General features: G+C 32.8%; 15 protein-coding genes. 11 read left to right on the forward strand and 4 right to left on the reverse strand.

The window, feature by feature from the left end; genetic code table 11:
• Positions 1-2 precede the first annotated feature (2 nt).
• The 3 genes from FM121_RS14255 to FM121_RS14265 all read left to right on the forward strand — a co-directional run bounded on the left by FM121_RS14255 (position 3) and on the right by FM121_RS14265 (position 2,642).
• Positions 3-1,334, forward strand: a complete 1,332-nt coding sequence (locus tag FM121_RS14255) for a 6-phospho-alpha-glucosidase (protein ID WP_086952863.1) — start codon at positions 3-5, stop codon at positions 1,332-1,334.
• Positions 1,335-1,423: 89 nt separating this feature from the next.
• Positions 1,424-2,203, forward strand: a complete 780-nt coding sequence (locus FM121_RS14260) for a MurR/RpiR family transcriptional regulator (RefSeq protein ID WP_086952864.1) — start codon at positions 1,424-1,426, stop codon at positions 2,201-2,203.
• 79 nt (positions 2,204-2,282) lie between these two features.
• The gene (locus tag FM121_RS14265; protein ID WP_143597103.1) at positions 2,283-2,642 is read left to right on the forward strand and encodes a hypothetical protein; all 360 of its coding nucleotides are present in this window, start codon (positions 2,283-2,285) and stop codon (positions 2,640-2,642) included.
• Positions 2,643-2,978: 336 nt separating this feature from the next.
• Here the strand turns inward: FM121_RS14265 and FM121_RS14270 are convergent, their stop codons facing one another.
• The gene (locus tag FM121_RS14270; RefSeq protein ID WP_086952866.1) at positions 2,979-3,455 is read right to left on the reverse strand and encodes a GNAT family N-acetyltransferase; all 477 of its coding nucleotides are present in this window, start codon (positions 3,453-3,455) and stop codon (positions 2,979-2,981) included.
• Positions 3,456-3,635: 180 nt separating this feature from the next.
• Between FM121_RS14270 and FM121_RS14275 the strand changes: the two genes are divergently transcribed.
• Positions 3,636-3,890 (forward strand): DUF3977 family protein, encoded by a 255-nt coding sequence (locus FM121_RS14275; protein WP_086952867.1) that lies wholly within the window; start codon positions 3,636-3,638, stop codon positions 3,888-3,890.
• 25 nt (positions 3,891-3,915) lie between these two features.
• Here FM121_RS14275 and FM121_RS14280 read toward each other — a convergent pair whose 3' ends face one another.
• Both FM121_RS14280 and FM121_RS14285 read right to left on the reverse strand, forming a co-directional pair.
• The gene (locus FM121_RS14280) at positions 3,916-4,383 is read right to left on the reverse strand and encodes a hypothetical protein (RefSeq protein WP_086952868.1); all 468 of its coding nucleotides are present in this window, start codon (positions 4,381-4,383) and stop codon (positions 3,916-3,918) included.
• A 250-nt stretch (positions 4,384-4,633) separates the two neighbouring features.
• Positions 4,634-5,395 (reverse strand): MurR/RpiR family transcriptional regulator, encoded by a 762-nt coding sequence (locus FM121_RS14285; RefSeq protein WP_086952869.1) that lies wholly within the window; start codon positions 5,393-5,395, stop codon positions 4,634-4,636.
• A gap of 99 nt (positions 5,396-5,494) precedes the next feature.
• On the opposite strand from FM121_RS14285, the gene FM121_RS14290 reads away from it, so the two are divergent.
• Positions 5,495-6,922, forward strand: coding sequence for a glycoside hydrolase family 1 protein (locus tag FM121_RS14290; RefSeq protein ID WP_086952870.1), 1,428 nt, complete (start codon positions 5,495-5,497; stop codon positions 6,920-6,922).
• Positions 6,923-6,949: 27 nt separating this feature from the next.
• Here the strand turns inward: FM121_RS14290 and FM121_RS14295 are convergent, their stop codons facing one another.
• Positions 6,950-7,441, reverse strand: coding sequence for a MepB family protein (locus tag FM121_RS14295; protein WP_086952871.1), 492 nt, complete (start codon positions 7,439-7,441; stop codon positions 6,950-6,952).
• A gap of 123 nt (positions 7,442-7,564) precedes the next feature.
• On the opposite strand from FM121_RS14295, the gene add reads away from it, so the two are divergent.
• From add to FM121_RS14325, 6 genes are all read left to right on the forward strand, one after another.
• A complete protein-coding gene (gene add, locus FM121_RS14300; RefSeq protein ID WP_086952872.1) occupies positions 7,565-8,584 on the forward strand; it encodes an adenosine deaminase in 1,020 nt (339 codons plus the stop codon).
• A gap of 87 nt (positions 8,585-8,671) precedes the next feature.
• A complete protein-coding gene (locus tag FM121_RS14305; protein ID WP_086952873.1) occupies positions 8,672-9,055 on the forward strand; it encodes a YccF domain-containing protein in 384 nt (127 codons plus the stop codon).
• Between the two features lie 120 nt (positions 9,056-9,175).
• Positions 9,176-11,809 (forward strand): MucBP domain-containing protein, encoded by a 2,634-nt coding sequence (locus tag FM121_RS14310; RefSeq protein WP_086952874.1) that lies wholly within the window; start codon positions 9,176-9,178, stop codon positions 11,807-11,809.
• A 108-nt stretch (positions 11,810-11,917) separates the two neighbouring features.
• Positions 11,918-12,928 (forward strand): ROK family protein, encoded by a 1,011-nt coding sequence (locus FM121_RS14315; protein ID WP_086952875.1) that lies wholly within the window; start codon positions 11,918-11,920, stop codon positions 12,926-12,928.
• A gap of 18 nt (positions 12,929-12,946) precedes the next feature.
• Positions 12,947-13,567: a sugar O-acetyltransferase gene (locus FM121_RS14320; RefSeq protein WP_086952876.1), complete on the forward strand. Its 621-nt coding sequence runs from the start codon at positions 12,947-12,949 to the stop codon at positions 13,565-13,567.
• Positions 13,560-14,378, forward strand: coding sequence for a Cof-type HAD-IIB family hydrolase (locus FM121_RS14325; protein WP_086952877.1), 819 nt, complete (start codon positions 13,560-13,562; stop codon positions 14,376-14,378). Before FM121_RS14320 ends, FM121_RS14325 begins: the two co-directional genes overlap by 8 nt.
• Positions 14,379-14,706: the final 328 nt, after the last annotated feature.

The following is a 14,706-nucleotide window of genomic DNA, read 5'->3' on the forward strand; positions in this document are numbered from 1 at the left end:
AAATGAAAAAATTTTCAATCGTTATTGCCGGTGGTGGGAGTACGTTTACTCCAGGAATCGTTTTAATGTTACTGGACAATTTGGACCAATTACCAATTAGACAAATTAAGTTTTATGATAACTTAGCAGAGAGACAAGATCATATTGCAGATGCTTGTCGCATTATTATTAATGAAAAAGCGCCAGATATTAACTTTGTCTCAACAACTAACCCAAAAGAAGCTTTTACTGATGTTGATTTTGTCATGGCTCATATCCGTGTTGGTTTATATGCCATGAGAGAAAAAGATGAAAAAATTCCAATGAAACATGGCGTAGTCGGTCAAGAAACGTGTGGTCCTGGAGGAATTGCTTACGGCATGCGTTCAATAGGTGGCGTACTAGAATTAATTGACTACATGGAGCGCTATTCTCCAGATGCTTGGATGCTAAACTATTCAAATCCAGCCGCAATTGTGGCAGAAGCAACAAGAAAATTAAGACCCTATTCTAAAATTATTAATATTTGTGACATGCCTGTTGGGATCGAAGAACGGATGGCACAATCAATTGGTTTAAAATCTCGTAAAGAGATGGTAGTTCGTTACTATGGATTAAACCATTTTGGTTGGTGGACAGATATTCGTGATTTAAAAGGAAATGATTTAATGCCGCAAATCAAAAAACATGTCAGTCAACATGGCTACTCATTATTGGAAGAAGTTGAAGCATCACAACATGTGGATGTGAGTTGGATGGATACTTTTGCTAAAGCGAAAGATCTATATGCTGTTGATCCAGAAACATTGCCAAATACTTATTTAAAGTATTATTTATACCCTCAAGACGCTATGGAACATGAAGATCCCAATTACACACGTGCTAACCAAGTGATGGATGGTCGTGAAAAACATGTCTTTGGTGAATGTGACAAAATAGTGGCGAGAGGTACATCAAAGGGGATGACTTTAGAAATTGATGAGCATGCTAGTTATATTGTAGATTTAGCTCGTGCGATTGCGTATAACACTCATGAGAGAATGTTGCTGATTGTTGAAAATAAAGGAGCCGTCGTAAATTTTGATGAAACGGCGATGGTAGAAGTTCCGTGTATTGTAGGTGTTAATGGACCTGAACCAATTGTACAAGGTAGTATTCCTCGGTTCCAAAAAGGTATGATGGAGCAACAAGTAGCCGTTGAAAAATTAGTCGTAGAAGCTTGGGCAGAAAATTCGTATCAAAAATTATGGCAAGCCCTAATTTTATCTCGAACAGTTCCAAATGCAAGAGTTGCTAAAGAACTGTTAGATGATTTATTAGAAGTTAATAAAGATTTCTGGCCTGAATTGCATTAATTTATATCTATTGTTCCACTCTATATTCTTTTGTAAATACTTATTGAACGGTATAATAAAGATATTATGGGAAAAGGGAAGATGACTAGATGGAATTGATGGAATTGATTAATAAAAATTTTAAGTTACTCAGTGAATTAGATAAGGAATTTTTATCTTTTGTATTAGAAAATCAAGATAAAATTGATCAATTAACAATAGATGAATTAAGCAGAAAAACCTATATTTCAAAATCAACAATCATCAGATTAATGAAAAAATTAGGTTTTTCTGGTTATTCAGAATTTAAATTTTCATTAAAACGTAGTAAAGCAAACAAGAAATTTATGAAAGAAGATGTGGATTTGATTAAAAGTCAATCTGCAGATTTGTCAAAAACGTTAAATGAATTAAATCATTACGATATGACAGGCGTTTTGGAAACCGTAGATTCTAGTCATATTATATATTGTTACGGGACTGGTTTTTCACAACGTAAATCCGTGGAAGAATTTTCAAAGCAATTAATTGGTTGTGGTAAGAGAGTTATTGTAATTCCTAATCAGACAGAATTAGAGATGACACTTCCAATGATTACAAACCAAGACTGTATTTTTATCTCTTCGTTGAGTGGTGAAACGAGAGTGCTAAAAGATACTATTTTAGAATTTAATATCAAAAGAATCCCGATTATTTCTGTCACTCGATCGGGAAATAATTTTTTATCTCAACATGCTAATCATCGACTAGTTTATTATATGACAGAATTAGGCGTGAGAGATGGTATTGAGATGGTGTCATTTTTAACGATGCATATGGTTTTTGATTATGTTATCAGGTCATATATGACCTATGGCTATTATTTGGAGGGATTGGATGATACTGTTTAAAAGAAAAGTAAATTATGAAAAAATTCTAGTGGGGTATTGGTTGCTTGTCCCAATTTTGTTTGGAGTGTACTTTTTTATCATGAATCTAAAAAACAACAATACAATGGAACAAACTTTAAAAACAGATAATCCATTACTTGCAATGGGAATGTTAGTTAGCTTTTTATTAGTGATTCAAGGAATGTCGTTTATTCTGTTAGATCGACAAGTGGAAAATTCAAATCAAGCCAAACGTTATTTTCTAACATTTTCAATTTTTCAGCAATTATTAATGTTTAATATCATTGGTAGTGCGTTGAGTTTTTTAGCTTATCGCCAATTACCAGAAAAAAATCAAACAAAATTACATGTGAAACCTTGGTTATTGGGAATCATTACTTTTATTGTATTACTATCAATCATCATAGCGGTAATTCAAATCAGACAACTTATTCTTTAATACATAAAAAAACCAAACAGACTAAAAATCTGTTTGGTTTTCGTTATATAGATATAAATCTTCTTTTAAAGCGTAAAAAAACCTCTAGCCACTAGCTAGAGGTAAAAAGGAGTTGTTTATTTACTTTGGAGGAGTAAATAAAATGAAAAAGTTTATTTGTTAGGGTTGTTTTGTTGGTATACATATATAATAACGATAAAAAGTGAACTAATTGTGACCAACTTTATTTCTTTTTATGAAATCTAGATTAAGGAAGTTTAAAGAAGTATTCAAAAAAGATGGCACCTGAAATAAGAAAAGTAATCAAATAACAACTAAAAAACACCATGAGTATTTCTATTGAATTGTTTGTATCATAATCTTGAGTTCACCGTATTCAGTTAATAAAGGTTTTTCGTTATCTACAAATCCTGTTTTTTGATACAGAGAAATAGCAGGCAAATTTTTAGCATTAACACCTAAAATAATTTCCGTTATTGTTGGAAAATGTTCCTTAATATATGCTGGTAATAGCAGCAAAGCTGTTTTTGCATATCCTTTTCCTTGATAGTGATGATTAGTCGAAAAACTTCTTAATAAAATGGTGTTTGGTTTGTTTGTATAGATTTTAGGACCTTCGTTAATATGAAGAATAAAAGCAACGAGTAATTGCTGATCGTGAATTAAAAAAATAGGATATCGATCATGATCAACTTTTGATTTTTTAATGGCATTTAAAGGTAGATCTGAAAATTTAAGTTGGTTTAAAGGTAATGAAAAATTTTCTAATTGTTCTTGAGATATAAAATCGGGATGATAGGCTAATAGTTCCATGTGAACCTCCTAAAAATTTATTAAATTTAAGAAAGAAACCAATGATGAAAATAGGTAAGCTTAACCAGAATAACCACAGAATCATTTTTTTCATTATTTTCTCCTTGTGTTTTATTAGTCTTATCATAGCAAATTATTAGTCAAATGTAGACAGAATTTAAGTTAGGAAGTGAGAGATCTGTGTCGAAAAAAACATTTGTAGAAATCGGTCTGGATTTTGATCAGCATAAGTGGGGGCTAGGTGTGAGTACAGAAATTGAAACGGCTAATTCTGAAATTAGAAAAAAAGGTTTTTCTAAGATAGCTATAACAGAAGTTTATTTAAGACTTTGGCTCTTAAAAAAAGTATTAATTTTATCGACTAAAGAAGGAATTAAAATTAGTAATAAAAAGCGAAAGAACTTCAAAGTTTTAATAGGAGTTTCAGACAAATAAAAAAATCTCAGAAGCCTGAGATTTTTTATTTATTTTTAGCCAAACGTTTCATTTCTAAATATCTTTTTTGAGCTTCGTTTGCTTCATCTTTCATATTTGGGTAGACACTTTTGATATCTCTAGCTGTTAAAATAAAAAAGATAATCGCAGCCAATTGAATCGCATAAGCAACAAGAAGTAACAGGTCATAGTTAAGAAGAATCCCATCAAAAGCAGCAAACATGATGATTAAAGTGTAAATCTCACCAAGATAAATTAAACAAGGAGCTAAATATTTCTTTTTAGATAATAAGGTTAGTTTTCTGCCATGAACGTGAGCGAGAATGGCAAAAATCAAAGTTAAATAGCCTAAACTATTCACGGAAATATTCAAAAGCAACATAGCGTATAAAAAGACCGTAACAATAGGAACAGATAGGTAGTAAGTATAGGCTCGGTAAGGTGCGCCTTTCTCTTTTGCATTTTGCTTAGCTCGTAATAGCTCATTATTCATTTTAAATATCCTCCAATTTTTCGTCAAACCTTTGATAATTAATCATATCATAAATGACTAAAAACTATAATTAGGATTCTAGTTAATTTTTAAAACAAAATAAAAAACTAAAACAATCAAAATGTTTCATATGAAACATTTTATATATTTGAAACACCACGTTTCATCGAAGTAACCTGAACCGACTTCTCTTGAGACCATATTCATTTCATAAAAAACAATCTATAATAAAAACAGAAGAGGTGATTGTCTAATCCGCTTCTTCTGTACTATGTTTTTTTAGATAAAGTTCTTTAGCTAAGGTTTCAATAATATAAACAACAGGCAACTGAGAGGACATGTCCACACTGTAGGACTGACGATTGGATGGACTATCATAAGATAGTGAAAAATCAGCAGAAGTAGCTAAAGTATTGGCTTCTTTATTGGTGATACTGACTGAATAAATCGAGGTATCAGCCAAAGCTTTAACGATGTGAACTAAATCAGGTGTTTCACCAGAAACAGAAAAAAGTAAACAAACCTCAGATGATTCATCATTTGTTTGATTCATCTTGGTAGCAAGGTAAGGGATAAAACTTGAAATAGAAGAAATACTTCTAAAGCCAAGAGAGGCGAAACGCTGTTGGGCGTAATCAGCCATTGTTCCTGAAGAGCCTGTCCCTAAACAGTGGATGAAACTTGCTTTTTCTAATCTGTTAGCTAGTTCAATGATTTTTTGATTGAAGTCATCAGGTAATTGTGTAGTAGCTAAGTAAGGGTTACTTTCTTTAGCGTAAACAGACTCACTTCGAATTTTGAGATTTTGTTTTAAAGCTAATCGTAACTCAGGGAAACTAGCATAACCCATTTTTTGGGTAAAGCGTATGACCGTTGCTGGAGAGACATGTGTTTTCTCAGCTAATTCACGGACACGCATAAAAGCAACGGATTCTTCATGCTCAGTAATGTAGCGAGCAATTTGAAGATCAGTTTCCGTGGCTTGTCTTAATTTTTCAATATCAAACAACATGATTCACTCCTTTTATCATTCATTTTACTTGATAGTGACAAGTGAGTAAAGAAGTGAGGGTGTCATGCTAATTTAAAACGAGAAGGGAAGTAATTTTTTATGATAAACAAAGGATTTAGAAAAGATTTTCTATGGGGCGGAGCGACTGCTGCTAACCAATTGGAAGGTGCTTATAATGAAGGCGGTAAAGGGTTAACAATTGCAGATATTTCACCAGGTGGGAAACAAAGAATGCCATTAATGTTCTCAGGAATGCCTCTTGAAATTGATGAAAGTAAATACACGTATCCAAACCATAAAGGGATTGATTTTTATCACCGTTACAAAGAAGATATCGCTCTATTTGCAGAAATGGGATTCAAAACATTCCGTATGTCGATTTCGTGGGCGCGTATTTTCCCTAAAGGCAATGAAGCAGAACCAAACGAAGCTGGTTTAGCTTACTATGAAAACGTGATTGATGAATTACTAAAACATGGGATTGAACCAACGATTACTATTTCTCATTATGAAACACCTTTACACTTAGTAAAAGAGTATGGCGGTTGGAAAAATAAAGAATTAATTGGTTTATTTGAAAAGTATGCCCGTACTATTTTAGAGCGTTTCGGTAAAAAAGTAACTTATTGGATGACATTTAATGAAATTAACACAGGTTTAATGGGCTCATTCTTTTCAACAGCGATGCGTGATGCGACTGAACAAGAAAACTACCAAGCTTTACATAATCAATTTGTGGCAAGTTCACTAGCAACTAAAATCGCTAAAGAAGTGAATCCAGAAATTCAAATGGGTTGTATGAGTATTTATGCAACAATGTATTCATATGATTCTGATCCAGTTAATGTTCAAGCAACTCAAACTAAAAACCGTATGTTCAACTATTTCTGTAATGATTTACAAGTGCGCGGTGAATACCCATCTTACGCTTTAGCTTACTTTGCAGAAAAAGGCATTAATGTTGAGATGACGGAAGAAGAATTAGAAACAATCAAAAAATATACTGTGGATTATTTATCATTTAGTTACTACATGTCAGCAACTCTTTCAGTGAGTCCAGAACATCAAGACGAAAAAAGCCAAGGTAACTTCTTTGGTGGGGTGAAAAATCCATTCCTGGAAGCCAGTGAGTGGGGTTGGGAAATTGATCCAATTGGATTAAGAGTCGCCTTAAGTGATTTATATGGTCGCTACGGTGTGCCTTTATACATCTCTGAAAACGGCTTAGGTGCAGTAGATACACCAGACGAGAACTTTGTAATTAACGATGATTATCGTATTGATTATTTAGAAAAACACATGGCTGAAATGAAAAAAGCAGTTGTTTTAGACGGTGTTGATTTAATGGCATACACACCATGGGGCTGTATTGATTTAGTGAGTGCCTCGACAGGGGAAATGTCTAAACGTTACGGATTTATCTACGTTGATTTAGATGATGAAGGTAAAGGTGATATGAGCCGTCATAAGAAAAAATCATTTGATTGGTATAAAGAAATTATCGCAACCAATGGGGAAACAATCTAAAATTTAAGGCTGAAGTTCGAATGAGCTTCAGCCTTTTTTATATAGTTTTTTAAGTTTTTTTGTATCTGTAGCTTGAGATAAATCAATAAAATAAGGCGTTTGCCATTTTTGAGTTTTACTTGCTGTTGAGTTTAAATTAGTTTCCCAAGAAGGATAGACGCGAATAGCCATTTTACCTTTTTGAGATTCGGTTCGAAGAATTTTTTGTTGATTCAAAATATCTTTTGGAAAAATAAATTGTCCTTTTTTATTTTCATCAATAATCGAAATGATTAAGTAATCAGGACTTTCTTCGTAAGAAAAAGATTGATTGGTATTCATGCTATCTTTCTCCCAAAAAGCGACAAAATAACCTTTTTTCTTAGGCGTTGTTTTAGCTAGGCGACTTCTAAAGGTGGACTGACCAATCAAAAAGTAAGTGCCTTCATAATCTTTGTTTTGTTCTTCTAGATAACATTGTGTCAATTCAGGGGATTTTACAGTTCTTAATGAATGTTTGATTAGGCTAATTGATTTCAAAAAAATCCTCCTTTTAAAATGTTAGTTGTAATTTATTATATAATGACTAATAAAGGTATACAAGACTTTTAAAACCCGTTATAATGATGAACAATATAAACTAACTACAGGAGGCGTTCCAACGTGCTAAAAAAATCAGACATCCAATCATTTCCTAAGGTAGAATTACATTGTCATCTAGATGGCTCTATTCGTCCAATGACTTTACAAAAAATTGCCAAATTACAAGGGTTAGCAATTGATGAAAACATTGATAATATTTCAAAAAAAATGCAAGCGCCATCAAATTGTCAAAATTTAAGTGAATATCTTGCTTGTTTTGATTTTGTATTACCGTATCTACAAACAAGCGAAGCGTTAGAAATGGCAGCTTTTGATGTGATGGAGCAAGCCTCAGAAGATGGTGTTAGATATATAGAAATTCGCTTTGCGCCAAGTTTGTCTATGGAAAAAGGCTTATCAGTAGAAGAAACCATCCAATCTGTTGCCAGTGGCATAGCAAAAGCGGAAGCGAAATATCCTATTTTTGGTAATTTACTAGTTATCGGTATGAAATCTGGGGATCTTGATAGAGTATCATCAGTCTTTTCTGAAACTCACCAATTAAACCATAATAAAGTTGTCGGCTTTGATTTAGCGGGAGAAGAGAAAGATTATTTTATTAAAGAATATCAAGAAGTCCTAGAAGTTGTAACGGATTTAGGAAGCATACCTTTAACCCTTCATGCTGGAGAGTGTGGTTGTGCTCATAATATTTTCCAAGCAGTTGAAGTAGGAGCAAAACGGATTGGACATGGGATTGCTTTAAAAGGTGATGAAGCTGCTCAAAGAGAATTTAGTCAGTTAAACGCCTGTATTGAAGGTTGTCCGACGAGTAACGTTCAAACAAGAGCAATTGGAACGATTAAAGATTACCCGTTGAGAGAGTGGTTAGAAAATAATGTGACGTTTTGTATTAGTACAGATAATAGAACGGTATCAGATACGACCTTAACGAAAGAATATCGCTTATTATTAGAAAATCTTGATTTGACTCAAGATGAATTAAGACTACTAAATCATAATGGAATGAAGTATTCTTTTGCGGATGCAGAGCTTAAAAAGCAAGTGTTATCCGAAATCAATTATTTTGAATTTAACTAGATGTACTATAAAATCAGCCTTTCAGCCCTATCAATCTATAAATCAGTTTGTTAAAATAAACAAATAAAATAGAAAGATGGGATAGAGATGAATGTATTAGGAAATATAATTTGGCTAATTTTTGGTGGCTTAATGGGAGCCATATCGTGGTTTATTGCTGGGTGTTTATGGTGTGTTACAATCATCGGAATTCCTGTAGGTTTACAGTGTTTCAAAATTGCTGGTTTAAGTTTATGGCCATTTGGAAAAAAAGTAGTTTATGGAACAAGTAGTATGTCTTTTCTTGTCAATATAATTTGGTTATTAGTAAGTGGTTGGGTATTAGCTTTAGGCCATGTAATTAGTGGTATTCTTTTATGTATTACGATTATCGGCATTCCGTTTGGCAAACAAAGTTTTAAACTAGCTCAGCTTGCTTTGATGCCTTTTGGAGCAAGAGTAGTCTCATCAAATAGTTACTATATGGATTAAAAAAAGAGATTTCGCTAAGAAAATTAGCAGAAATCTTTTTTTGTTATTAATAAAAAATTACTATTTGGATAGATAAGTGCTAAAATAGTAAGTAACAAATAAAATTCGGGAGTGTTGAGTATGAAAAAAAAGATTTTGACAACTCTTTTGTTGTCCACTTTAGTGTTACCTTCGATAACTGGTGTAGGTCAAGTATTTGCTGAAGAAACATCATCATCTGTAGCTACGACAATAAGTGCAGAACAACCAAAAGAAGAGTCTCAACCGGTTACTGTAAAATACGTTGATGAGCAAGGGACAACTATTGCAGAAGAAGAGACGTTAAAGGGCAATTTAGATACTGATTTTGAAGTCACACCAAAACCGATTACTGATTATACTTATAAAAATGTTGACACTAACTTAAAAGGGAAATATACCTCACAAGCGCAAGTGGTAACGTTGACGTATGCTAAAAATGAAGCACCAATCGCTGAAGGATCTGTTACTGTTAGCTATGTAGATGATAAAGGAAACAGTATTTTAGTAGATGAAACTAAAAAAGGCTCAGTGGGAACTAGTTATAAAATTGAAAGTAAAGCAATTGATGGTTATACATTTAGCAAAGTTAAACAAGGCAATTTAACGGGTGAATTCAGTGAAGAATCTCAAAATATTGTTTTAGAATACAAAGAAAATGCTAAGAAAAGTGAAGTTACTGTTAAATTTGTAGATGATAAGAACAATGAAATAAAAAAATCAGTTGTCTACGAAGGTGAAGTCGGTAGTAAAGTACCAATCGCTAAAGAAAATATTACAGGGTATCAATTTGTCTCAGGTGTCACAGATGTTAACTATAAAGACGAAGCGCAAACTGTGACTCACACTTACAAAAAAGTAGGTCAAGGTCCTTATATTGCAGATGGCAGTCACGTTAAAGTAACTAAAAAAGGTTACAATATGTATTCAAACTTTAGTTGGAATCAAAAAAATTCAAGTACCAATTTATACGGTCAAACATTTGAAGCTCGTGGTAGATACGAACATGCTAATGGTGCAACGTATTATTCATTATTCAATGCTAAAAATGAGTGGCAAGGTTACATTAATGCCGATGCTACAACAAAAACTTCTCCACAAGGTCCTTATATTTCAGATGGTCGAATTGTTAAAGTAACTAAAAGAGGTTACGATAGTTGGTCAAATTTTAGTTGGAACAAAAAAAATTCTAATGATCAATTATATGGAAAAAACTTTAAAGCACAAGGTAGGTATGAGCATTTTAATGGTAATACGTATTATTCATTATACGATGTAAAAGGTGAATGGTATGGTTACATCAATGCTAACGCTGTATCAGATGGAAAAGAAGAAGGTAACTATATTTCAGATGGTCGTTATGTTAAAGTGGCCAAAAAAGGCTATAATGTTTGGTCGAATTTTGGTTGGAACAAAAAGAATTTAAGTGATAACCTATATGATCAAACCTTACAAGCGCGTGGTCGCTATGAACATTTTAATGGTGAAACTTATTATTCACTTTATAATGTGAAGGGTGAGTGGCAAGGTTATTTAAATGCATCTGCTACAACAAGCGCTAATCCAGAAGGATCATATATATCGGATGGCCGTTTTGTAACTGTTGATAAAATGGGCTATGATGTTTACTCTGATTTTAGTTGGACGGTTAAAAATAAAAGTGACATATTAAAAGGCAACACATTTACTGCCAAAGGTCGTTATGAACATATTAATGGTAATACTTATTATTCGTTGTATGATAATCAAAACAAATGGCAAGGTTACATTGATGCCAAAGCAGCTAGTGTGGTTAGTAAACCAGAAGGATCATATATAGCTGATGGTCGTTTTGTAAAAGTGAATAAAACTGGTTATAATGTGTGGTCAAATTTTGATTGGAAATTCCGTAATAAGAGCGATGAATTGATGGGAAAAACTTTAGAAGCCCGAGGTCGCTACGAACATGCTAATGGTAGTACTTATTATTCATTATTTGATTTAAATGGTGAGTGGCAAGGTTATATTAATGCTGAAGCGACAGTTGACGCTAAAGCGGAAGGTAATTATATTCCAGATGGAGATTACGTTAAAATCACTAAAAAAGGTGTAGATCTTTATTCTAATTTTAACTGGAATAAAAAAGGAACGACAGATTTGATGGTTGATAAATATTATCAAGCCCGAGGTCGCTATGAACACGCTAATGGAAAAACTTATTATTCATTATTTGATAGTAACAATATTTGGCAAGGTTATTTAGAATCAAGTGCGGCGATTAAAATTACAAGCCCACAAGGACCTTACATCTCAGATGGTCGTTACTTCAAAGTGACAAATAAAGGTTTTGATGTGTGGGGTTCATTTAAAGAAAATAAAGTAAATTCAACAGATTCATTATATGGTAATCTCTACCAAGCCCGAGGCCGCTATGAACATGTAAATGGTAAGACGTATTATACTATCTATGATAATAAAGGTGTTTGGCAAGGATATGTAGATTCAAAAGCGGGCGATATCACAAAAGCGCAAGGTCCACATATTGGAGATAATCGCTATGCAACAGTGACTACTAAGGGATATGATGTTTATTCTAATTTTGATTGGAAAGTTGTAACAACTAGTACAAAACTATTCGGAAAAACATACCAAGCCCGAGGCCGTTATGAGCATTTCAACGGACATACTTATTATTCATTATTTGATGGTGATAAATGGATTGGCTACATTAATGGAAACGCAGTTACATTGAATTAATTAGAATAAAAAAGATTAGCAAGGATATAGTGTTATTCCTTGTTAATCTTTTCTTTTATATATATAATAAACTAAGTTAATAAAGTTAGTTTTAAAAGGAAGGTGTTTATGGAACCTAGTAAACCACAAATGGTCAAACAGAATAATTTAGCTTATTTACTACAGCTGATAAAACAAAATGGGCCAATTCCTAAAAGGATGTTAGCAGAATTAAGCGGTTTGAGTGTTGTGACAATTAACAAACTAATTCCTGATTTGTTAGATAAAAAAATGATAACGGCATTTTCTCATGATGTTATAACTGGGGGGCGTCATGCCGTCTCTTATATATTTAATGAAAAGAAAAGCTTACTATTAATAGTAAAAATGGTGGAAAAAGATAAAGGAATTATGCATTTCTTTTACTATGTATGCGACTTATATGGAAAAGTAATTAAAGAAGATGAAATGTCATCTCAAAATTTAGAGTGGGAAGAGTTCCTAAAAACGATAGAAATTTGGAATAAAATTTATCCAGAAATCGAAACAATTGTTTTAGGAATCCCAGGTGTTGAAACGAATGGCGTTATTAAATTAGTTGACTTTCCAATGTTAAAGAATCGTAAATTAAAAGAAGAATTGACCGATAGATTTAACTGCCGTATTCAGATTGAAAATGATGTCAATGCTGCTGTTCTAGGTTATGCAGAAAAGTGCGATAATGAAGCAGTTGTTTCAGGTATTTACTATCCAAACGGTTTTCCACCAGGTGGAGGTATCTCTATTCAAAAGAAATTACTGAAAGGTAAAAATAATTTGGTAGGAGAGGTAGTATGGCTTCCTCTAGGAGAAGATTGGTCGATTGATAATATTGCAAAAGTAAATTTGAAAAGTCATTTAGAAAAAATAATTAAAAGTTTTATCAGTTTGTATGATCCCCATGAAATTGTTGTATATGCAACACATGAGAGAATAAGGCAAGAATTGATTAATGAAGTATGTGCTAAATTGGAAGAGCAATCTCCCGTGTTTGAATTACCTAGGATTAAACTTTCGAGAAATTTTAATGAAGATTATTTATTAGGTTTAATTACTATAGGCATTCGTGAGATGGATGAACTAATGAAATTAAAATTATAAATTGAAAGAGATGATAAGATGAGAACCGAAAAACAAAAAATGCTACAAGAAGATCTATATTTAGCAAATGATATAGAATTAAGGCACGATGTAAAAAGAAGTCGTCGATTAACACGTTTATTTAATCAAACAACCGAAGAGCAGATAGAGTATCGCAGTGACTTATTAAAAGAGTTATTCAAAGGAACAGGTAATAATATCTATATGGAGCCACCTTTTAGATGTGATTATGGATCAAACATTACAATTGGAAATAATTTTTATGCTAATTTTGATTGTTGCTTCTTAGACGTTGCGAATATTACTATAGGTGAAAATGTTATGTTTGGTCCTAAAGTTAACCTATTAACCCCGGGCCATCCTCTAGATGTAACGGTTCGAAATTCTGGATTAGAATATGGAAAAGAAATCAAAATAGGTGACAATGTTTGGTTAGGTGGAAATGTAACGGTGAATCCTGGAGTGACTATTGGCAATAATACAGTAATTGGGTCGGGAGCAGTCGTGACAAAAGACATACCTGACAACGTAGTAGCTGCAGGGAATCCCTGTAAAGTTATTAGAACTATTGGAGAAGAAGATAAGACTTATTGGAAAAACAAACAAAAAGCTTATTGGAAGGAGATTGAAAATGATTAAATTGGTCGCAGTTGATATGGATGGAACTTTTTTATCTTCTAACAAAGAATATAACCGTGAGCGATTTATGAAAATATATGAAGAAATGAAACGGAAAAGTATTAAATTTGTAGTAGCTAGTGGTAATCAATACTATCAATTGAAATCGTTTTTCCCAGAAATTGCTGAAGAAATATCTTTTGTCGCAGAAAATGGTGCGCTTGTAATTAGCGAAGGTGAAGAGCTGTTCTGTGGAAAGATGTCAGACGATTTGGTTCAAGAGGTGTTAGATTTTATAAAAGAACAGCCAGAAGTTTTTATGATTGTTTGTGGACGTAAAAGTGCCTACACAAGTGAAAAAGAGCCACAGGAATTAATAAATTTAGGTAAAACTTATTACCATAGACTACAAGTATTACCAGAGATTACCCAAGAAATTGATGATATTTTCTTTAAAGTTGCGACTAATGTACCAGTTGATGAAACAGAGCGTTTTTTAGCATTCTTCAATGAAAAATTTTCTGGGAGGTTAGAAGCAGTATCAAGTGGTCATGGAGATATTGATTTGATTATACCGGGTCTTCACAAAGCAAACGGGCTGCAGATTCTTCAAGAAAAATGGGGAATAGATGCTTCTGAAATTGTCGCATTTGGAGACGGAGGTAACGATTTAGAGATGTTACGACATGTTAAATATAGTTACGCTATGGAGAATAGCAGCCGAAAAGTTAAAAAAACTGCAACTTATCTGGCGCCAGACAATGACAATGAAGGGGTACTAGCCGTATTAGAAAAGATACTTACATTATCACAAAAAGATAGGAATAGTTGATATTAATAGGAGCTTAGAACTTAGTTGTATAATTATTGTCGACACAAAATATATTTTTTAGAAAGAATTGATTTAAAAAATCAAGATAGCTTCAAATTTAAAAGGAAGACAAGTGGTGGTTCTTTTTTCTATTACTTTTAATATTTATACCTGCATAGGTCTTGAATTATAAAATATGTTTAAATAGGTCAATACATAAAGGAGATAGAGTTTAGAGTATCTAATAAATTAACTAGACAATAGTTGTGTGGGATGGTATTATTTATTTTGTTGAAAATAAACAAGCGCCCATAGCTCAATTGGATAGAGTGTCTGACTACGGATCAGA

The organism is Vagococcus fluvialis bH819 (assembly GCF_900163795.1).
In the GTDB taxonomy this organism is placed as follows: domain Bacteria; phylum Bacillota; class Bacilli; order Lactobacillales; family Vagococcaceae; genus Vagococcus; species Vagococcus fluvialis_A.